Raw genomic sequence first — 20,340 nt, 5'->3', positions numbered from 1 at the left:
CGTCAGCACCTCGACGACCGTCTCGTTGCCGGCCGCGGCCGACATGATCCGCGGCGCGTAGAGAGCGACGGCAGCGGCGACGACGATCGGCGACAGCGGGGTGAAACGACGGATGCGCGTCGGCCGGCCATCCTCACCGACCTGCTGTCGGCGACCATCACCCGAGTCACCGAAGATGTCGCGCCACGCCGCAACGATCCAGTCCTTGAGTGGGTCCTGATTTCCGCTCACCGCCTACGCCTTTCACTCGAATCGAGGTCTGTCGAACGCCGCCTGTGAAGGCGTCCTTTTGAACAGTGGCAGGAACCCGCGATCTTCCTCAACTGGGTCCCCCCTCCCCCGAGCGCGAAACACGGCGATGGCGAACGTCGCTCGTACACACCGTTTCCGACGTACACCCACGCTCTCTCCGCACGCTCGATGGACCGCTCGCGACGGCGGCGCGCGAACGCTGTTTCGAGCGGTAGGCGGACCGTTCGTCAGAGCGCTGCGCGAGCGGTGCACGGACCGTTCGACAGAGCGCTACGCGAACGCTGTTTCGGACGCTCTCAGCACCGTTCGCGTGGGCGTTGCGAACGCGCCGTTTCGAGCGCCGCAACGACCGCTGGCCAAGGCGTGACGAGAACGCTGTTTCGACCGCCTGTCGGACCGTTCGCCGCGGCGTGGCTCGAGCGCTGTTTCGAGCGTTGTGCGGACCGTTCGACGGGGCGTGCTCGAACGGTGTTTCCGACGCTGTTTCGGCCGCTCGATCACGCGGGATCGTGGGTCTTGGGCGTGCGGTGGCACGCGGTGATCGGAGCGGTGTTGTGAGCGTCTGAAATGGCGTCTGCGCGGGGCGCCGTCGCCCGGTCGATCGAGCGGGCCGTTGAGTTCCCCTCATAGCGTTTGAAATGGGCGTTCCGAAATGCGTTGGCGCGGCGGCATTTCTGGATGTACACTCCCCCCTAAGGACTTCGTCCGGGGGGAGTGCCCCGGAGGGGGTGGGTGCGGGAGGCGCCTTTTCGAGCGCCCGAATCGACCGCCCACATCAACCGCCGAATCCGGCGCCCTTTTTCACCGCTCGTTCGAGCGTGTTCTCCACGGCCGTCCGCGCCCCTGTTCTCGGCGCCTCTGGCAGGCGTGCCGAATGCGCTGTTTCGGCCGGCGCGCAAGGATCGCGCCGCAACCCCTTTCACACACGGCTCGAAACACCTCTCCTGACGGCGCGCGCGCAGCCGCGTTCACGGTCGCTTCACGCACCGCTCGAAACGAAGCGCAGATACGTGCTCGTCGGGGCGCGCTCGCGCCTGCTGTCGCGGCCGCTCGAACTGGGCTCCCATAGTGGCCATATGCGAGCCCATCACCCATACGTCCCATAGGGCGACGAATAGAGCCCGGAAACCCGCGCGCGCGTGCTGGCCCAGCAGACCCGGAATTGGTGCCGCGAATCCTCCTCGCTCACAGCGTCGTTGCCGCTCCTCTTGCGGGCAGTTGTCGAACGCCGCGCAGCGTCGTCGTGCGCCGCCGTGTGGAAACGAGTTTTCCGATACCCGATACCGCCGCCGACCTCGCCGGAAACGCGCGGGCGACAGGGGGGACCCCGTTGAGGAAGAAAGCGGATTCTACTTACGTTCGTGCGCACCCACTTTCAGGTGCACTGTCCGAACTCACCGATGGAGCGTGCTCATGTCCCTCACGTCAGCAGTTGTCGATCTGGCACTCACGACCCCGAACGTCGATGTGCTCGCGCAGTCGACCGAAGTCTCGACCGGCGGTCTGCGCGCGTGGATCGGCGACAACATCATCTTCACGATCCTGCTTCTCGGCGCGTGCGTCATCGGCATCGGCGGCATGCGCGGCAACCTGTCGAAGGTCGTCACCGTCGGCGGCTTGTCCCTCGTGGGACTTGCGTGGTTCTCGATCGCGCAGAGCGAAACCGCGGCGACCGGGGTCGGCAACTTCCTACTCGGCCTCATCGGCATCGAGGTCTGACCCTTCCGTGCCTGATCACCGACCAACGACCAAACGGAGCCGACCGTGATCGACAACGACGACATGCTGCACCGGGTGGATCGGCACTACCTCGGGCCGACCGGGCTCACCTTCCCGTTCCGGCTTCGCTACGCGGCATTCGGACTCGGCGCCGTCATCTTCGTGACTGTGTTCGTCCTCGCCCGCGCGATTGTGCACGTCCCGCTCGGGTTCAAGTCGCTGGTCGTGATGGCGGCGATCACCGTCGTCCTCACCGCGCGGGTGACGAAGTTTGTCAACGCCGATCGCCCGATCCGGTCGGTGTTCAAAGCCGCGTGGAACGACCTCACTGCCCCGCGCCCGCCGAAGCCCGGACAGACCGTCGTGCTTCGCATTCCCGCCACTGTCCGCGCGCACCGCAGTGCCCCGATCGAAGGTGAGTCCTCCCGATGACCATGCAGTCCGACAACGACATCGCCGCACTGTTTGATCCGAACTTCGACGAGCCCGAACCGGCCATCGTTCCGCCGGGTGCGCTGCCGCCGTCGTGGGCGGCCGCGATGGCAGCCAATCGGGCCGCCTCCGCACCGGTCGCTCCTGCCCCGGTGGCGCCGCAGGAGCTGGCGTGGTCACAGGCCCCCGCGAGCGTCGCCCCGGCGCCGGTCGTGCCCGCCCCGGAAGCCATTGAAGAACCGGCCGGCACCGGCAAGCGGCGGAAGAATAAGCGCGGCAAGCAGGCCGACGCCGATGCCGAGTTCACGCGGCAGGCGAAGGCGGCGAAGAAGCGCCGCGAGCGCGAACGCAAGGCCGTGAGCCTGGAGCTGGTCGGCGTCGAGGGCAACGTCACCCGCACGCGCCGGCAGTCCACCGCGTGGTTCGTGCAGCCGCCGGGTCCGTGGAACATGCGCCCGGTCAGCAAGCAGCGCCGCTACATCCAGAACGAGGGCCTGGTGGTGGCGAACCTCGCCGAAGCGGGCGTGACGGGACTGCACCGCCGTTTGGTGCGCACGCCGTGGCCGGTGCGCCAGTGGGCGCAGAACCACGACGCGTGGGCCGACCCGATCCCGGACGTGCCCGGAGCACTGTCGTGGGCGGACTACCTGCGGGGCCAGCAGCACGCGATGCTGTGGGGCAACCCCACCCAGAAGGGCCGCTACTGGGGCGTCGAGCTGCCCCCGCGCTCGATGCTCGCTCAGGGCCTCGACACGCTCGGTCAGTGGCTTGTCCCGGTCATCGACACACCGCTGCTCGGCAAGTTCGCGAAGCTGGTGCGCAAGTGGGCACGTGACGCGTTCCTGAACGAGCAGAAGGCGATCGCCGATCACCTCGCGACCATCGAGCGGCATCTCTCGGGTCAGGGCGTGAACGCCAAGCCCGCGAGCCCGGCGCAGATGGACTACCTGCTGCTGCGTTCCGCGTCGCTCGGGCTGCCGCTCGACGCCGACGGTGTGATCTCCGGTGCRGGCGACTGGGAGGAGTCCGACGTCGCTGCGCTCGAAGACCTGACGAACCTGGAACTCACGCCCGGCGACGGCTACACGACCGTGCGCGGTCAGGTCGGCGGCCGGGACTACACCGGCTACGTGATCGCGCTCACCGTCGGACGCATGGCGCCGCTGCCGATCCCGGAGAAGATGCTGCCGTGGCAGGTCATCGGAGACCCGTCCGGCGAACCGCTGGAATGGTCCGAGCGCATCAAGCTCAAAACCAAGGGCCAGACGCTGCGAAGCCTGCGCCGACTGACGGACCGGATCGAGTCGCAGTTCGACCACTACACCGTCGAACACGACCAGGTGCCGCCGCAGGAGTTGGCCGAGCAGCACGCGCTCGCTCAGCGCGCCATCTCCGACATCGAAGAGGATCACTCGGGCCTGTCGGTGCGCACCGAGGGCTGGTACCGCGTGCTCGTCGTTGGCTCGTCGCCGGAAGAGGCGAAGGAGAAGGTCGCGCTCTTGCAGGAGATGTACGCGCCGCGTATTCGACTGGAGCAGGAGCACGGCCAGTACCAGCTGCTGCGCGAGTTCATCCCCGGCGAGCCGCTGGCGAACATCGCGCACTGCCGACGGATGAACGTCGAAGCGCTCTCGGCCGGCATGGCGGCGGTCGGTGACCGCATCGGTGACCGCACCGGTGTCGTGATCGGGCAGACCGCATCCATCGCACCGCGCCCGGCCGTGTGGGATCTGTTCGCCGCGCACGAGAAGAAGCACAAGTCCGGCCTGACCCCGATCGTCGCCGTGCCCGGCTCGGGCAAGACGTTCCTCGCCGGTGTGCTCGTCTATCAGGCCGTGCGCGCCGGTGCGTACGGCGTAGTGCTCGATCCGTCGGGCCCGCTGAAGAAGCTCGCGCAGCTGCCCGAGTTCCGCGGCATCGCCGAGGTGCAGGCGCTGACCGGCCGCACCTCCCGGCCCGGTTCGCTCAACCCGTACCGGGTGATCGTGGACCCGCGCCGCGACGATCCGGAGTACGACCCGACGAGCGCGGACTATGCCGACGACGCAGATCCGGTCGCTGCGGCGCAGGCGCAGTACGAGGCGGATCTGCGCGCCGCCGAAGCCGAACGGATCTCGGTGGCGGTGTCGGTGCTGAAGATGATGCTCACCCCCGCACGTCTCGAGCACCAGTGGACCGAGACCGTGCTCCAGACGGCGGCGAACACGGTCGGCGGCGGCCGCAACCACAACCTGAACGAAGTCCTGGCCGCCATCGCCTCAATCGGTGAGGGCAACAACGAGACCAACGCCGATCTCATCTCCTGCGCGCGCTCGATCCACCAGGACCTGTCGATGATGTCGCAGCTCGCCGAAGCCCGAGTTCTGTTCCCGGGCGAAGGCACAGTTGGGGACATCCCGGACGCCGAGCGCAATGTGCGCCTGACGGTGCTGACGATGCCCGGCCTTCAGCTGCCGCCAGAAGGCACCGACCCGGCGCAGTGGACGCCGCAGCAGCGCATGGCCGGCCCGCTGATGCACATGGCCGCGTGGATGGCGAACCGCCTCGTCTACGAACTGCCCCGCTACGAGCGCAAAGTGCTGTTCCTCGACGAGAACAAGTACCTCGAGCAGACCGGCGCCGGCCGCACCCTGAACCTGCGGATCGCGCGTGACTCGCGCAAGTTCAAGGTTCGAGCGCTCGTGTGCAGCCAGTTGCCCGACGACTACCTCGGTGTCGATGGCACCGACGACAAGTCGGCGCTGACCTACGAGGTCATCATCGGCGATCTCGGTGGCAACGCTCACGCGATCGAGGGCGCGCTGAAGCTGCTGAACCTGCCGGCCGGTGAGGGCTACGAGTCGCTGCTCGCGGGTCTTGGTGGCGGCGGGGAGGACACCCTCGACGAGGACACCGACACCGAGCACCTGGACCAGGCCCGCCGGTTCATCGTGAAGATGGCCGACGACATCGAGCTGATCCGCTCGGACTGGACCCATTTCGTGCACCTGGCGCACGTGTTCGAGGCGCTGGATTCGCGCGCTACCCGCGGCGGTGCGGCATGATCCGCGCGCGGCGTCGGGCCGCAGATGCCGGCGGGGCTGGAATCGCCGCTGTGCGGCCTCAGGCCGCGTCGGTGGCCCGTTCCTCCCGTCCGCACCGCTTGGGGCGGCGTACGGGGCTCGTGGGCCGTGTTCTGGTCGTGTTGATGCTCGCGGCCGTGTCGCTGATCGGGCTGGGCAGCGGTATCGCTCCCGCTGGTGGGTTCGACTGCAAGGACGTGCCGAAGCCGGAGTTCCCGAACGAAGTCCTCGAGACCACGTTCGATTCGACCAGCGCGGACCGGGCGTCAGGTGGCGGGACGGGCTATCAGACCTACGGCTGGGCTGGGCTGAAGTGGCACACCTACGACCTCGGTTGCGGCGCGGACCTGGTGCGCGCGCCGGGCGCCGTCGGTGACACCACGCTGGGCAACACGTTCATGACGATCGGCAAGTCGATGGCGGCCGCCGCGTTCTGGCTCGATGACCAGACCAAGACCGGGCAGGCGGCCGCCGATGCGGGTGTCGAACCGGCGCTGGCGAAGTTCGATCAGATCGTCTTTTCGATCTCCAAGGGCATGCGGAGCATCTACGGCCAGTGGATCGGCATCGCTCTGGTGGTCGTCGCGGCGATCGTGCTGTGGAAGGCGCTGAAGGCTGATGCGGCCGGTGCCACTCGGACGACGGCGTTCGCGGCCGCGGGTCTGGCGCTCGGTGCGCTGATGGTCGGTGCTCCGCAGAAGGCGCTCGAGGTGGCCGACGAGACGTTCGGGTCGCTGATCACCGAGACGCAGGATCAGATTTTCTCGGTGCAGTTCGGCGACGACGGGGGCACGCTCTCCGGCGGCGCGAGTGATCCCCGGAACGTGTTGATCGACAAGATTTACCTCGACGACTGGCGTAAGGGCTGGTTCGGCCAGAACTACGACCCGGAGGACAAGGCCCGCCTAGGCCCGGACCTGCGGGATTCGTTGGCGTTCACCTACGACCAGCAGCACGAGGTCAAGGACGACCCGAAGGCTCAGGAGAAGCTCGCCGAGGAGAAGGCCGACAAGTTCCGCAAGATCGTCTCCTCGCTCGAGGAGGACTACCAGCTCTCCTATCACCAGTTCCAGGGCAAGGATTCCGGCCGCACCTCGATCGGGTTCATGGGCATGCTCAAGCTCGCGATGCCCTCGCTCCTGTGGATCGGCGCCTCGATCCTTAAGCTGACCGCGTTGCTGGCGATCCGGTTCGCGGTGCTGTTCGCGCCGGTCTGGATTCCCGTTGCGATCGCCTACGGCGGATGGCTCTCCCGGGTGATGCGCATGCTCGCCTCCGCGTACATGTGGGGCGTGGCAGGCGCCGTGATCGTCGCGCTTTACCTGATGGCCCTGGTGCAGCTGTATGTCGGCTCCAACGGCACGGTTGACGGGTCGTGGCGGCTGTGGTTCATGATCCTGCTGACGGTCGTGTGCTGGGCGATCATGCGTCCGTTCAAGCGGATGTCCCAGACGTTCTCGCAGAACTCGGCGAGCATGGTCAACCGCAAGGCCCGCGGCGCAAAGCAGGCGATCAAGCGAAAGGCGTTCGCCGCCGCGGCAACCGCAGTCGGCGGGCCCGGCGCCGGAGCTGGGGTGAAGGCCGCGCAGAAGCTCGGCGGCCGCGGTGAAGATGCCGGTGACCGTCCGCAGACGCTGGCCAGGCCCGAAGGCCGCGCGCTCAACAACCAGCGACAGCAGGCCCTCACGCAGTCCCGCGCCGACGCCCGTAAGGCCCAGGTCGGCGGGCGTGCCGGCCGGATCGGGCAGGCCGCCAACGCCGCCACCGAGCGGGAAGCGCGTATCGCCGGAATCGCAGCGGTGGCCAGCCGGGACATGGCCCGTGGCAAGGGCGGGGTCGACAGCAAGGACGCCGATCAGGCGATCAGGTCCGGTGCGGTCGCGTGGAAGCGGTTCGACCAGGACGAGGCGGACGCCAAGGTCCAGGAACGCCGGGCCCGCAAGGAATTGCTGTCCGCGAGCGTCGGGCAGCGGTGGGACGGCGGTGATCGCTCGGCGATCGCGCCGATGAAGGTCTACACCCCGAGCCGGGGCCAGTCGGCCACCAGCTCGGCGCCGCGCCGGTCGGCGATCAAACCGCCGGAGAACGCGAGGGTGTGGAACGCCGTGACAGCTGGCACCAACGGAAAGGACCGGTACCTCTGATGTCGTCGTCCGGACCCAATCCCGTTCTCGCTCCGATTCGCCGGTGGGTGCTCTACTCGCGCACCCACCTGGCGATCACGGTGGCCGGTGTCGTGGCGTTGCTGTTCGCTGCCGGGGCGGTCTTCGGGGAGACGCCGCCGCCCCGGGCGGCCGCGCACGAGGCTGACGCCGTCGCTGAGCCGGCCACGGCGGCGGATTCGATCAGCTACGACCTCGACGAGGTCAGCGAATCGCTGGTCGTCGCGAAGACCGCGGCCTGGGCTGCATCGAGCGCGCCGGCCACCGCGATGGCCTACGCGCACGCGTTCGTCGACACCACCGCCTCGGACAACAAGTGGGCCTCCGCGATCGGCCGCTTCACCGTCAGCAAGCCGGGCGAGACCGTCATCGCCGCACGTCCGCGGAACGTTGTCGTCATCACGGGCCCGACGGTCAGCACCCTCACCGATGGCCCGGGCGGCAAGACCGCGAAGGCGACCGTCCCGACGCAGGCCGGGGACATGCAGGTCTCCCTCACGGTGGAGGACGTCGCGGGAGGTAAGCGCTGGGTGGTCGGCACTCCCCTGCCCACTCTGGATCTGACCGAGGTCGACAAGCTCGCCCCGCCGACGTCGACGGCAGCACCGCGCACCACAGCCCCGTCGTCGACCACCACTGCGGCACCGGAGACCTCATCGGCGCCGCGGACCTCCACCGCTGCTCCGTCGACCACAGAGGGCTCGACGTTCGACCTCGACGAGCCGATGGATACCCCCGTCAAGCCGGGCAGCAGCTCGAATCCGACGCCGGTTCCCGGTCCGATTCCGATTCCCGATCTCGATACGCCGCTGCCGGGGGCACGGTGATCAGCGGCGGCGCCCGTCGGGCGCTGCTGCTGGCCGGCGCCGCCGCGATCGTCATCACGACCTCGGCATGTTCGATGGGTGTGCCGGTCATCCCGAAGGACCCGTGCCGCAACGTCCCCGGTAACGACAGCAAGGCATCGAGTTCGATTGCTGATGACCTTCAGCTGACGGCGTCCGGGCCGATCCGGATGCCGGTCGAGCCCGGGACTACGTCGTTCACCTCCGGATTCGGGGAGCGCTGGGGCGCCCAGCACCAGGGGGCTGACCTCGCCGGTCCGGTCGGCACGAAGATCCTCGCCGCGCTCGACGGCAATGTCGTCAAGGCGGGGGACTCCGGGGAAGGGCCGGGCGTCGGATTCGAGAACTGGGTGGTCATCGACTCGAACGTCGACGGCAAACCCGTGAGCACCGTCTACGGCCACATGTTCGCCAACGGCATCCACGTCAAGCCAGGGCAGCAGGTCAAGGCCGGTGACCACATCGCCGACATCGGCAACGCCGGCGGATCGACGGGCCCGCACCTGCATTTCGAATACTGGGAAGGTGGCCGGATGCAGGGCGGCACCGCCATCGACCCCGTCACGCTGCTCCCCGGCATCCCCAAGCAAGGCGGCAACGGCGGTGGCTTCGTCGACCCGACCAGCAGCAACATCCAGCTCGTCGCCGCAACCAAGTCGACTGCCGACTGCTCCGGCTTCGGGATGGCCGGCGGCGGCGAGCTGGCGTTCGGAATCGTGCCGGCCGAGTTCGAGCCGTGGATCAGACGAGCCGGCGGAGTCTGCCCGGAGATCGACTCCCCGCTCCTGGCAGCGCAGCTCCAGCAGGAGAACGGATTCCGCCACGGCAAGGACGCGCCTGTCTCGAAGACCGGCGCGGGCGGGCCGGCACAGTTCATGCCCGCCACCTGGGCCACCTGGGGCAAGGACTACGACGGCGACGGCAAGGTCGACGTGAACTCGATCGGCGACGCGGTGATGTCGCAGGCGCATTTCATGTGCGCGCTCTACCAGGATGTCTCCGGCTACATCGCGAACGGCCAGGCCAAGGGAGATCCGCTCGAGCTGACCCTCGCGGCATATAACGCCGGCCCAGGCGCCGTGCAGCAATGGGGCGGCATCCCGCCCTACGCGCAGACCGAGCACTACGTCCCGACGATCATGCAGGCCCGCGCGAAGTTCACGAACCCGAACTCCCGCGGCCGGTTCATCCCGAACGCAGCGGGCGACAGCGGCCAAGTCGTCACAGCCGCACGCGAATACCTCGGAACCCCGTACGTCTGGAGCGGCGGCGGCATTGGCGGGCCCTCCGGAGGAGGGTTCGACTGCTCCGGCCTGACCAGCTACGCCGTGCACGCGGCGAGCGCCGGCAAGGTCGCACTCCCCCGCACCTCCGAACAGCAGTGGGGCGTCGGAGTCGAGATCCCGATCGACCAGGCCCAGCCCGGTGACCTCGTCTTCGGCGGCTGGGGACCGAATGGTCCTGGCCACGTGGGCATTTACTCCGGTGGCGGCCAGATGGTCCACGCTCCGACCACCGGTGACGTCGTCAAGGAAGCCMCACTCCAGGCCGGGATGAAGGCCCGTCGGGTGATGTAGGGGACGTGTCATCTATGCGGGTCATGACATGTTTAGTGGGCGGGCGCGGGGAATCATCCTCGCGCCCTGGCCTTGTCGGTCATCCCGTCGACGCCAGCGCAGAGACACCCCACTCCGACTCCCGGTCGATGCCGCAACAGCCGCCCACTCCGGACCACCCATTCGGAGCTTGGGGGCCGTGCCGCCTATCCTGGTCAACGCCCAAAATTGGGGCACGGGAAGGATATTCAGGTGAGGGCGAGCAAGCTCATCATGGCGGCGATCATCATCGCCACAATCGGGTTCCTGGCCTGGGCGAACTTCGCCGCATACCGGGTCGAAGACGAGCCGGCTGCCGCTGAGCAGCCGACAACCTCAGCCACGACAACCACCGCCAGGGCCGCGCCACCGGCCGATGTCGAGACGACCGATCCCCCGGCCGCGTCCCGCGCCGCCGAGGAGGCCGCCCGACAGGGGCTGACCGTGGCATTCACCTGGTACCCGGCCACCGACGCCACCCAGAACGACGCCTACGGGCGGGCCCGAAACTGGCTGACCGACAAGCTCGCCGACCGCATGATCATCGACGCCACCACCGAACGCGGCCCGAGCGTGCAATGGGCCCAGTGGGCCCAGGAGCAGGCCAAGGTCATCGCCGACGTCAGCATCGGATGCTCCGGCTGCCCCGAGGACACCGACACCGTCGTCCAGCGCGTGGCCGCCATCAAGCAGACCGCGATCGCCGGCAGCAGCACCGATACGGTCAAACCTGACACCAACGTGTGGGTCACCGTCGTCCGACAAGGCRACCGCTGGCTCATCGACGACATCCGCTCCTGACCACGGAGGACCCATGAACCGCAAGAGCATCGCCGCAGCCCTGATCACTGCCGCGCTCGCTTTCGGGCAGACCGCGTGCAGCAGCGACGACGAACCCACCGCCGCACTGATCCCCGACACGACCTCCGCGCCCAGGACGACGGTGTCTCCGTTCGGCACCGATTCCATCAGCGAACTCGGCGTCAAGATCGAGCGTGACAACGCGACCACGATCGTCGAGACCGTCGAGCAGCGTGGCGGCACACCCGAACAGGCCCTCGCAGCCCTCCTCGCGGCCGAGGCAGAAACGGGATGGTCGTCGGGAAATCGGATGGCTCCTCCGGCGACGGACATCCGCGATATCTTCGGCTGGCGACTCTCCTACAACCTCCCTGCCGACTCTGCAGAGGTCGTCAGGGCCGCCACCAACACGTTCATGGACAACGCCGCCACCGTCACCGTCAGCGCTGACGATCCGGCCGCATACGCCCTGGCCGTCCAACACGCAGATCCCCGCGGCTACAACGAGAAAGAGCACTTCTACAAGAAGGGCGAGACCGCGGCTACCGAGTACCCCGCCGCTCTGCCCAAGGCCCAGGCTGCCTACGCCGAGCTGCGCGGCCCCCGGTAAGCCAGGAGACGTGTCGTCTTCACTGGTCACAGCCCTAATGGTCGTGCGATGAAGCCCTCAGGGCAGGGAACGAAGAAGGCCGGCCCGGCATACTCTCCACCGTTCGATGCGAACGGGGCGAGTGCTGGGCCGGCCTTCTTCTTCGGAATCTGTGGGACGTGTCGTTTTACCTGCTAGACAGCCCTTTTCGATCCATCAGTGTCCCATGCCGATTCCGCCGTCGACGTTGATGACGGTGCCGGTGATGTAGGCGGCGCCGGGGCTCAGGAGGAAGGCTGCGGTGGCTGCGATCTCCTCGGGCTTGCCGAAGCGGCCGAGCGGGATGTGGGACTTGGCGAGTTCGATGTTCTTCTCGCCGAGTGCATCCGTCATGTCGGTCTCGGTGAAGCCGGGGGCGATGACGTTGCAGGTGATCGAGCGGGAGCCGAGTTCGCGCGCGACGGAGCGTGCCATGCCGATCACGCCTGCCTTGGCTGCTGCATAGTTGACCTGTCCGGCGGCGCCGGACATTCCGCTGGCCGATCCGATGAGCACGATGCGGCCGGCACGGGCCTTGAGCATGCCACGGCTGGAGCGCTGGACGATGCGGAAGACGCCGGTGAGGTTGGTGTCGATGACGCGCGAGAACTTCTCGGTGTCCATGCGCATGAGGAGCGTGTCGTCCGTGATGCCCGCGTTCGCGACGACACCTTCGATCGGGCCGTCCTCAGTCTCGATGTGCTTGAACGCGGCGTCGACGGAGGCATCGTCGGTGACGTCGCACTCGATGCCGTTGACGCCTTCCGGGACGGAGGAGCCGCGGTGGGTCCCCCAGACGGTGTGTCCTTCCTTGACGAGCTGGCTGGCGATTGCAGCGCCGATTCCGCGATTTGCTCCGGTCACGAGAACACGCACGAGTAGAACCTCCAATTGGTCTTGCGAGTAAGGGCTTAGAACGGTGTATGGATCAGCTAGCAGCGTTGTCGGCCACTACGGCATCTTCTTCGACGAGTAGAACGATCGCGACGGGGTCACCGTGCTTCTCCCGGGAGGAGTGCAGCGCGAACGTGGATGCGACGAACCGCACGCCGTCGATTTCGAGCTTCTGCTCCGCGTCTCGCGGGGCCTCTGGATCGGCCAGCGCGGCTAGATCGACTTGGGAAAGCACTTGGGAGACACGGTCTTCTCCCAGCGGTGCGTGCCGGCCGACAGTGGTGAGTGGAATCTTGTGGCTCGCCTCGACGAGCAGCAGCGTGGCGTTGCTGTAGCGGATCAACGAGGCGATGTTCGATTCGAACTTGCGGTCCTCGAGCTGCAACGTGAGGCCGTGGAGGATGCGCGTAGCGCCGCCGTCGGCGAGGTGCAGGCGACAGCTCGACCAGAAGTGCACCCATTCACCGCCGGGCTGCAAACTCCAGTAGCTCTCGACGAGATCGCCGTGGTCGCCGGTGAGTGCGTCGTAGTAGCCGCCGACGAGGCTCCAGACGTCCTCCGGGTTGAGGTAGGTGAACAGGTACATGACGTGGCGTTCTTCGTCGGCCTCGCGGACGTCCCCGTACAGGTCGACGTTGTCGCCGCTGGTTCGCGTTGTCATGGCCTGCATGTCAAGCACCCACCCGTTGTAGACGGGCCGTGGTGTCGGGGGTTGGGCTCCAACCCAAACGATGAGGCCCACAGGCGTCCCGTCCGATGCGTCGACCTGGCGAGTTTCTACGAATAGGCCCTCGACGCTAGGGATCTCACGGCCGTCGAGAGCAGCCTGGATGACTGCCCGAACGACGGCCTCACCCCGCTTGTCGAGTCCGAGTGCGTTTGCACACCGCCGCAGCGTCTTGGCGACCCGAGCCTCCGCTGCTGAATGGATGAATACATCTCCCCCAAGTCGGGTGCCGATTATGTCGACGGCAAGCCACATTCCTTGGATAGTCATTCCGGGGAGCCTATGCGAGCGCCATATCACTATTTTCGTAGCCCTGTTAGAGACCGGTTGGTACTTGATGTTTCATTTATGGTGCGTGGTCGACTTGCAAAAAGTCGTTAGCCAGGAGTAATTTTTGCCTCGTCTCGGGGTACTCCCCCGTACGTAAACGCGCTGGTCGGTGAGCGATTCCCGGCCGGAAGCAGGAAGGCCCACGAAAATCGTGAGGCCTGCTTTCGGCTTTTCAGGAACAGGGACCGGCTTGATGAACACTCATACCCAGCAACGCTGGAGATTCCATTCCTGTGACCCGAGTGTGGTCCGAGAGCTACGCAGGGGTTCCCGGCGGGCGGTTACGCACACGCTCATAGCTGGCCCGAAGTTCGCTCTCGGGAATCTCCAATGCCGCTGCGAGCTTCCGCGCGAAGTTGTCCGTGAGACGGGCGTCCCCTCGTTCGATGGCTCCAACCATCGAAGTACTGATCCCGGCCTTGGCACCGAGTTCCGGCTGCGTCAGCCCCAGAAGCACGCGCCAATCCCCCGGATAGCGATCCGCAGGACTGACGGCGACGAGGTCGGACACCTCGACACCGAGGGCGCGGACAACCCGCATGAGGATGTCTATTTGCGGCGACTGACTGCCGGACTCCCACTTGTGGATGGTCTGCAACGAGACGTCAGACATTCGGCCGAGATCGGGACGACTGAGCCCACGAGAGTTACGGAACTCGATCAAGCGCTCGGGATCGAAGCCGCGCAGCACACGTCGACTCACACTCACCCTCTTCATCGCCCCGTCTACAGATCCGCTAGACACCATGCACTCCCACGATTAACATGCGCACGTAACTTAAGGATGAAATTTAGTTTTGTACGTGAGACTGAGGCTCGGGAGCACACGATGCATGGTGTCTGAAGTGACTAGATGTGAGCGGTCCCCCGGCTGTTAGCGCAGCCAGGGGACCGTCAAGCCAGCCGACTGTTAGCGCAGCCGGACAAGCCAGGAGATCCGCGGGTAGTCGCCCGCCGATCTCTGTTGCAGATATATGAGGACCTGCAAGTGAACACGTTAGATGGCGCAGGCGCCGTACGCCTAGCGACTACCAGATCCGATGCCGGCCGGACCAAAGTCGACGGCCTCGATCGAATCGCCGATGAAGCACTCCGAGTCGTCCTGTCCACACATCGTCCGAGTCCTGACGGTGCGTCATGCACGGCGTGTGGTTTCGGCTACACCTCAACGCTCCCCTTGTGTCCGGCGGTCGCTGGCGTTCTCCGCGAGTTGTCCGCCGGAGACGCCCGGACGGGGACGGCGAGGTCACCTCTCGGCCGGTATACGACCAACCGTCTCCGCGCGATGGCGCTCGAGCACACTGGTCGAGGTCGATGCCCGCGGTGCGGATTCGTCTACTCCGGTCAGGTGCTCACATGCCCGGCGGCGCGCCGCATTGCAGCCGAGCTCGAGTCCCGCGGCAAGGCGCCTGTGACGCAGCCCCGAGCGGGTCAAGGCTTGTGCGCAGGTAAGGGTGTGGGGTGGACCGTGAGGGGGAAAGAGGCCGCGCCGTGGAGGCGAGCGATGTCGGCGTGCTCGGTGTGCCCGCTGCTCGCGCAGTGCGAGGCACGCCTGGCCGGCAGACTCGCTGCTGGCGAGAAGGTCCGCGAGCAGGTCATGGCCGGCCGACTGTTCACTGTGACTGGCCGAGAGATCACAGCGGACGAGGTTGACGCGTACGCGGTCGCCCGCGGACGCCGCAAGCCCAGGAGGGCCGCATGAAGCCGATCGCGTGCGATCGCGATGGCCGCCACTGGGTCCTTTTTGCAACCGGTAGCACGCTGCGCGCTCGTCTTGTTCGTGGCGACGCGGCCCCGGCTGTCATGGATCTGGCCGAACTCGTCGAGGCGTATGGCCCTCTGGTCCTCTCCCCTGCTCGTCCTGCCGTCGGCGGCGGTTATGCGGTGTTCGCCGACACCGTCGATCTCGTCGCTTCCGATCCGGGAACGGCCTCGGTCGAACAGATCGACCAGGTCGCAGCGTTCGCGAAATCGATGGTTCTTCTGATGGGGCCGCGCGCCCGTCCCGCGTGACGGCCCGTCCCACGTCCTCCACCCAGTAGGCGATCGGCCGTGTGTGCCTCCCTGATGGGGAGGTCTGAGCGCGATCGGATTTGGGTGCTGAATTGGGTTCCACGAGACAGGAGAGACAGCTTTGGCTGAGTAATCACGAGAGAGACAACGCGACCTAATTTCACAGCGCAGTAGCTCAGAAATGAGAAAAACCCCCAGGTGGGGGTCGTTCTCATCAGAAGTTCCACGGAAAGGACTGGCAGGTCCGTTCCTGGTCTGAAAGGTATCGCTTGGCGGCGATCACTCTCTGAGCGAGACCCGAGAAGTTGGCGCTTCCGGACTCTTTACTGCTTATCCCCGAAGGGACTTACCGTGCCAGGTACGTCTCAGGGTAACGCACACCCTGAAAACAGCTCAACTGTTCAAACTTTCGCTTTCTCCGGCGCGTCGCCCGAGGTCAATACAACCGCCTCCGGGCTCCCTCAACCATTCACAGACGGCGAATGGAGGGCGATCGTCGCTACTGCTGTCGCATCCGTCGCCAAGCTCGAAGCCGCCGAACAGCAAGCGCACGACCAACACGCAGCCCATGCGGCCGAAGTGACGATCACCGAACTACTCGAGGCCCAACCTGCCGGCTCCAAGGCCTTCTCGTTGCCGATCGCGCCGGGCGCCTCCACCCACATCCTGACCTGGCGCAGCCGCACCTACTGGCTCTCACTCTGCGAGTGGGTCGCCACCCACACCGACCGCGGCCGAGCGGCCCTCAAACACAACGGAATCGCCGCCGACACATTCATTCGAGGCTGCGTCGTACACGCCCACTTCGCCGAATCGGCCACCGGCCGACGGGTCGCCGCCAGCATCGCCACCCTCATCAACCGGTCCGGACTGTCCATCGACCAAATCAAACGGTGCAGACGAACACTCAAAGCACTCGAACTCGGAGTCGAACAAGCCCGCGGCAAAAAGCTCAACGGGATCGAACGCGAGGCCGCTGCCCGCCACTACGAGCAGACCCACGGACAAGCCCCCACGCGGCCGCAGATCGGCGCAGCCAGCGTGTGGGCGCTCTCCGCACCCCCATGGGCGATCCAGGCGATGCCCGAGCCGAGAAGAAGGCCACGCCCGCAACGTCGCCGACGCAATCAAAAGCCACGCTCCCCCCACATCACATCCGCGAACCAGCCCACACTCACGACAACCCCCAGCTACGAAGGCTCCGCACCCCAATCCCTCTGTGGTTCATCTCTTCTGAATCTTTCCGTCAGGAAAGATCACCTAACGCGCAGGCGCGCGGGCAACAAGAATCCCACAACCAGCACCTCGATAAGGCCCCTCAACCTCCAACGAGCAGCCGCCGAACTGGTCACACGAATCCCCGCCCTGCGCAGCATCGTCGGTGTCGACGATCTTACCGGCCGACGCCGCGGACACATCGGCTCCATCTCCGACCTCCTGCACGAGGCCGGGATCGACACCGACCGCTGGACAGGAATCGACATCGCCGCAGCCCTCACACTCGACGGCACCACCCGAGGCTGGACCTGGCCAACCACCGACTCAATGAAATCGCCGCTACGACTAGTGGCATGGCGACTCACCCAACTCGACTGGTCCGGCCCCTCCCCCACCGAACGGAAGACCCAAGGCCGTCAACTACCCCGAGAAACCCCCACCGCAACCGCCCACCGCCTCATCCGCGCAAGACGCACCGTGGTCGCCGCAGCCCAAACCACCCAGGCTCCCCCAGCATCAGCCGAACACCGCAAGGCCATACGCGCACAGCTCACCTGTGCTCTAACTGCCCGTAAAGTCCCAGATCTCACCGCATGAGCCGTTCCACGGGAAGAGTCAGTAGCCAGCTCTGAACGTCTCAGACGCGGAGGTACTCAGGCCCCCGGTAACCCGGCAGTGCAACCGCGAACGGATCCGCCGTCCGATCACGATGAAGCTGCAAAGAGCGCTTCTCGGAACCCCGGCGAGTAGCCGCCGGCGGGCCGGAGAGACGTGCACAGGGGTCGGCATCTGCCCCGATGTGGAGGTGAGCGGGCGGAACCCGATCATCGGCGCTGCCGGCAGCACCGTGGTCCGACGAGCCATGCCTAACTGCAACCTGATGGCCGTCACCCCAACGTCGTCGTGCCCGTGGGTGCGCACCCTGCTGCACTCCCTCTATCACCAGATCCACGCGGAATCTGTTCACGCCCAACCAGTCCGCGGAGGAAGGCGAGCCAGCCGACGCCAGGTCTCCGCGGTCGCGGAGCCCTACCCGCGCAAACGTGCGAGTGCAGGTGAGGATCCCAGGAGACGGCCGTACCGGTGCAGTTGGTTGTGACCGATGACCAGGCGGCCGCCCGCGATGCGGCCGCGACGATGCCTGGCCTCGTGGAAGATTTCACGATCCTGACCCGCGCCGCTGACAGGGCGGGGCGGAGGGGCTACCTGACCAAGGACGCGGGTATGGACGAGATCACCCACGCCGTCCCGACCTCCTTCCGGTCAGGTGGTGCTCGACCCCGCTCTCCAGCGGCGCCTGGTTGCTTCTGCTGCCGCGGCCGCCGGTCAGCGAAGCACACCGGCTCCGGCAGCGTCCGGGCCGAAGCCCGCCGGACTGACGCCGCGCGAGCGCGAGGTCCTCGTCCTAATTGCTCAGGCACTCACAAACCGAGAGATCGCGGCGCGCCTGTTCATCGGGGAAGTCGCCGTCAATACGCACATCAACAACCTTTTGGCGAAGGCCCAGTAGCGAGTTCGGGGCACGCGATTCGCTACGCCTTCCGCCACGCGCTGATGACGGCCGAGGACTGACGACGGCGGCTTATTCCGGTGCAAGTACTCCGAACTGTCAGGCGCGGCGGAGCACCGCCTTCGCGCTGGCGAGGCGTGGCACGTCGGCACCGGAGACGACGCGTTCGCCGAGGTTGCCGAGTCGGTCGATCATCGCAGTGGCCGCCGCGATGTCGTCGATCGACGGGGTCAGCGCGTGGTTGATTGTCGCGGCGTCGGCCGGGAGCACTGCGAGCTTGCCAACCATGCCGAGTTCGGCGGCGAACAGGGTGTCGGTGCGCACCGAATCAGCCTGGGCGCTGGGTCCGTCGATCGGCCCGGGGAGCCCGGCCGCGCGGCACGCGACCACCAGCTGTGACCGTGCGTGGGTGAGTGCGACCGCCGTGTTCGCCATCCCGGTATCGTGCCGGAAGTCGCCCACGCCGAACGCCAATCGGACCGCCGGCACCGCGTCGGCGATCTCGACGGTTCTGGTGAGGGCACGCGCCGCCTCGATCATCGGCACGATCGGCAGACCGGGCAGCAGCGAAGAATGTGGCTCGCCGGAGAGTCCAGTTGCACTGGGGAGCTGGAGATCTCATCCTCAAGGGCCGCCTCCGAGGCGGTGGGAACCCCTTCGATTCCAGACCAGTAGCGAGTCATCATCCGTGCGTTGGCTACCGTCTTCGCCTGTTCACGGACAAGCTCCTCAAACGCTGCCTGATCCAGGGTTTTGCGAGGGTCTGCTGCTCGCCGCAGATTGGTCTGCCTCCGTCGGTCTTCCGCGACTTCCTCTTGCTCTTCTTGCCAGCCATGTCTGGTCCTCTCGTCGGTCGACGCATCGGCACGCCGCGTTGATGGAGAGAACCTTCGCAGGAACCGAACTAGATTCCTGTTGGTTATTGGTAATTGGTGATTATGGGCTGAACTGCAAGTATACAGACACAGCAGGGATTCAATCAGGCCTTCGATCTGAACTTTCCGAACTTGTCGACGGGCTCGAGGCACCGCCGTCGACCAGGTTTGACGTCCCGAATTGGCTCATCCTCGACCCACTCCCGCAGACATTCCTCGATGAAGGCGTTGACCGGGATACCTGTGTCCAGGGACTTCTGTCTGACCCGCTTCATCGTTCGGCTTCGAGGCGGTATCCGGAGTGGTCCCACTTGGGTCGTTGTGCGACAAGAGCCTGTCCAGGCCGAGGCTTGGACTCCGACACATTCACCCACGACTGCCCTCCCGATCAGATATCCGCTGGACAGAAGGCTACCGGCCACGCTCCTAATAGACAGGACGACGCCCTGAGCGGGCCCGCACGACGGGGAGGGCATGATGCGCGATCCGGGGAGGATCGACCCGATCCTGCGCAAGCTGGGCCAGACCTGGCACCAGAACCCGGATTTGAGGCTGACTGAACTGCTCGTGGCCCTCGCTGCGACGGGCGAGACGATGCCGACGTTCTTCCACACCGAGGACGACCACATCGAGGCAGCCATCGACGCAGCTCTGGACGCCGGCCTCGGAGGATAGTGTCAATCGAAGGCCAAAAGGCCTGACCGGCAACACCATCTACGAAAGGCTGCATCGTGAAGCCCCGAGTCGAGAGCTCAGCCAAATGGCCCCGGCGCTGGAACCGTCGTGACTACCCACTCTGGTTCGCGGCAATCGGTGTGGTCATGTCCGGAGCGCTTGCAATCATGCTCCCGATAGCGATGGGGAGCATCTACGGTATCGGCCCGTTCCTCTTCTTCGGGTTCATGGGCATTTCCGTAGTGCTGGCATGCAGGCCACTCAGACCTCAGTCCCTCTCTCCCCGAATCCGTCTCACCCGATTGGATCCAGAGACCAGGAGAATCGACTCGACCGAGGGCATCCCAGGAATCCTGATCCCTGAACACCCGATCACCAGATCGAGGAATCTCGCCGCGTCCCTCTTCTTCACCATGCTCGGACCGACGATCTACTGCATGACTCAAAGTGCAGAGGTGGACAAGGCCCCTCTCTTCGCCTCGATCATCGCGTGGGGCTCCACCGCGCTGGGCGCTCTCCTCTTCTTGGTGCTCTCCGCGAGAGGATCAGCCCCTGTTCACGTATCCGAGGTGGGGTACTTCGGGGTGGGCAGGATGCTGAAG

General features: G+C 66.2%; 18 protein-coding genes and 2 pseudogenes. 15 read left to right on the top strand and 5 right to left on the bottom strand.

Annotated features, from left to right (window positions below):
* Positions 1-231 (bottom strand): annotated as a pseudogene (locus tag AB4Z09_RS26745) (AAA family ATPase); the annotation flags it as partial.
* A gap of 1,434 nt (positions 232-1,665) precedes the next feature.
* Between AB4Z09_RS26745 and AB4Z09_RS26740 the strand changes: the two are divergent.
* The 8 genes from AB4Z09_RS26740 to AB4Z09_RS26705 all read left to right on the top strand — a co-directional run bounded on the left by AB4Z09_RS26740 (position 1,666) and on the right by AB4Z09_RS26705 (position 11,478).
* A complete protein-coding gene (locus AB4Z09_RS26740) occupies positions 1,666-1,971 on the top strand; it encodes a hypothetical protein (protein ID WP_442241116.1) in 306 nt (101 codons plus the stop codon).
* A gap of 45 nt (positions 1,972-2,016) precedes the next feature.
* Complete coding sequence (locus AB4Z09_RS26735) at positions 2,017-2,403, top strand: hypothetical protein (RefSeq protein WP_442241115.1); 387 nt, start codon at positions 2,017-2,019, stop codon at positions 2,401-2,403.
* On the top strand, positions 2,400-5,447 hold the full coding sequence (locus AB4Z09_RS26730) for an ATP-binding protein (protein ID WP_442241114.1): 3,048 nt from the start codon (positions 2,400-2,402) through the stop codon (positions 5,445-5,447). The genes AB4Z09_RS26735 and AB4Z09_RS26730 overlap by 4 nt, the downstream gene beginning before the upstream one ends.
* A gap of 143 nt (positions 5,448-5,590) precedes the next feature.
* On the top strand, positions 5,591-7,609 hold the full coding sequence (locus AB4Z09_RS26725) for a hypothetical protein (protein ID WP_442241118.1): 2,019 nt from the start codon (positions 5,591-5,593) through the stop codon (positions 7,607-7,609).
* Positions 7,609-8,454: a hypothetical protein gene (locus AB4Z09_RS26720; RefSeq protein WP_442241113.1), complete on the top strand. Its 846-nt coding sequence runs from the start codon at positions 7,609-7,611 to the stop codon at positions 8,452-8,454. The genes AB4Z09_RS26725 and AB4Z09_RS26720 overlap by 1 nt, the downstream gene beginning before the upstream one ends.
* Complete coding sequence (locus AB4Z09_RS26715) at positions 8,451-10,049, top strand: peptidoglycan DD-metalloendopeptidase family protein (RefSeq protein ID WP_442241112.1); 1,599 nt, start codon at positions 8,451-8,453, stop codon at positions 10,047-10,049. The genes AB4Z09_RS26720 and AB4Z09_RS26715 overlap by 4 nt, the downstream gene beginning before the upstream one ends.
* Before the next feature lie 231 nt (positions 10,050-10,280).
* A complete protein-coding gene (locus AB4Z09_RS26710; protein WP_442241111.1) occupies positions 10,281-10,868 on the top strand; it encodes a hypothetical protein in 588 nt (195 codons plus the stop codon).
* A gap of 13 nt (positions 10,869-10,881) precedes the next feature.
* A complete protein-coding gene (locus tag AB4Z09_RS26705) occupies positions 10,882-11,478 on the top strand; it encodes a hypothetical protein (RefSeq protein WP_442241110.1) in 597 nt (198 codons plus the stop codon).
* Between the two features lie 195 nt (positions 11,479-11,673).
* On the opposite strand, the gene fabG is transcribed toward AB4Z09_RS26705, so the two are convergent.
* The 3 genes from fabG to AB4Z09_RS26690 form a co-directional block, all read right to left on the bottom strand.
* A complete protein-coding gene (gene fabG, locus AB4Z09_RS26700) occupies positions 11,674-12,372 on the bottom strand; it encodes a 3-oxoacyl-ACP reductase FabG (protein WP_442241109.1) in 699 nt (232 codons plus the stop codon).
* A 52-nt stretch (positions 12,373-12,424) separates the two neighbouring features.
* Positions 12,425-13,051 (bottom strand): hypothetical protein, encoded by a 627-nt coding sequence (locus tag AB4Z09_RS26695; protein WP_442241108.1) that lies wholly within the window; start codon positions 13,049-13,051, stop codon positions 12,425-12,427.
* Between the two features lie 652 nt (positions 13,052-13,703).
* The gene (locus AB4Z09_RS26690; RefSeq protein ID WP_442241107.1) at positions 13,704-14,150 is read right to left on the bottom strand and encodes a helix-turn-helix domain-containing protein; all 447 of its coding nucleotides are present in this window, start codon (positions 14,148-14,150) and stop codon (positions 13,704-13,706) included.
* 801 nt (positions 14,151-14,951) lie between these two features.
* Here AB4Z09_RS26690 and AB4Z09_RS26685 point away from each other — a divergent pair.
* The 5 genes and pseudogenes from AB4Z09_RS26685 to AB4Z09_RS26665 all read left to right on the top strand — a co-directional run bounded on the left by AB4Z09_RS26685 (position 14,952) and on the right by AB4Z09_RS26665 (position 18,188).
* The gene (locus tag AB4Z09_RS26685; protein ID WP_442241106.1) at positions 14,952-15,149 is read left to right on the top strand and encodes a hypothetical protein; all 198 of its coding nucleotides are present in this window, start codon (positions 14,952-14,954) and stop codon (positions 15,147-15,149) included.
* On the top strand, positions 15,146-15,460 hold the full coding sequence (locus tag AB4Z09_RS26680) for a hypothetical protein (protein ID WP_442241105.1): 315 nt from the start codon (positions 15,146-15,148) through the stop codon (positions 15,458-15,460). Before AB4Z09_RS26685 ends, AB4Z09_RS26680 begins: the two co-directional genes overlap by 4 nt.
* A gap of 351 nt (positions 15,461-15,811) precedes the next feature.
* A complete protein-coding gene (locus AB4Z09_RS26675; RefSeq protein ID WP_442241104.1) occupies positions 15,812-17,275 on the top strand; it encodes a hypothetical protein in 1,464 nt (487 codons plus the stop codon).
* A 277-nt stretch (positions 17,276-17,552) separates the two neighbouring features.
* Positions 17,553-17,651: pseudogene (locus tag AB4Z09_RS26670) on the top strand (hypothetical protein); the annotation flags it as partial.
* A gap of 297 nt (positions 17,652-17,948) precedes the next feature.
* Positions 17,949-18,188 carry a helix-turn-helix domain-containing protein gene (locus AB4Z09_RS26665; protein WP_442241103.1) on the top strand — a complete coding sequence of 80 codons (240 nt, stop codon included), beginning with the start codon at positions 17,949-17,951 and terminating at the stop codon, positions 18,186-18,188.
* A 99-nt stretch (positions 18,189-18,287) separates the two neighbouring features.
* On the opposite strand, the gene AB4Z09_RS26660 is transcribed toward AB4Z09_RS26665, so the two are convergent.
* The gene (locus AB4Z09_RS26660; RefSeq protein ID WP_442241117.1) at positions 18,288-18,728 is read right to left on the bottom strand and encodes an aldolase/citrate lyase family protein; all 441 of its coding nucleotides are present in this window, start codon (positions 18,726-18,728) and stop codon (positions 18,288-18,290) included.
* An 809-nt stretch (positions 18,729-19,537) separates the two neighbouring features.
* Here AB4Z09_RS26660 and AB4Z09_RS26655 point away from each other — a divergent pair.
* Both AB4Z09_RS26655 and AB4Z09_RS26650 read left to right on the top strand, forming a co-directional pair.
* Positions 19,538-19,738: a hypothetical protein gene (locus AB4Z09_RS26655; RefSeq protein ID WP_442241102.1), complete on the top strand. Its 201-nt coding sequence runs from the start codon at positions 19,538-19,540 to the stop codon at positions 19,736-19,738.
* Between the two features lie 146 nt (positions 19,739-19,884).
* Positions 19,885-20,340 (top strand): hypothetical protein (locus AB4Z09_RS26650; protein ID WP_442241101.1); only part of this gene is annotated, 456 nt, incomplete at its 3' end.

The organism is Rhodococcus sp. TAF43 (assembly GCF_052113525.1).
Lineage (GTDB): Bacteria > Actinomycetota > Actinomycetes > Mycobacteriales > Mycobacteriaceae > Prescottella.
This window is presented reverse-complemented; position numbering and strand designations above follow the sequence as displayed.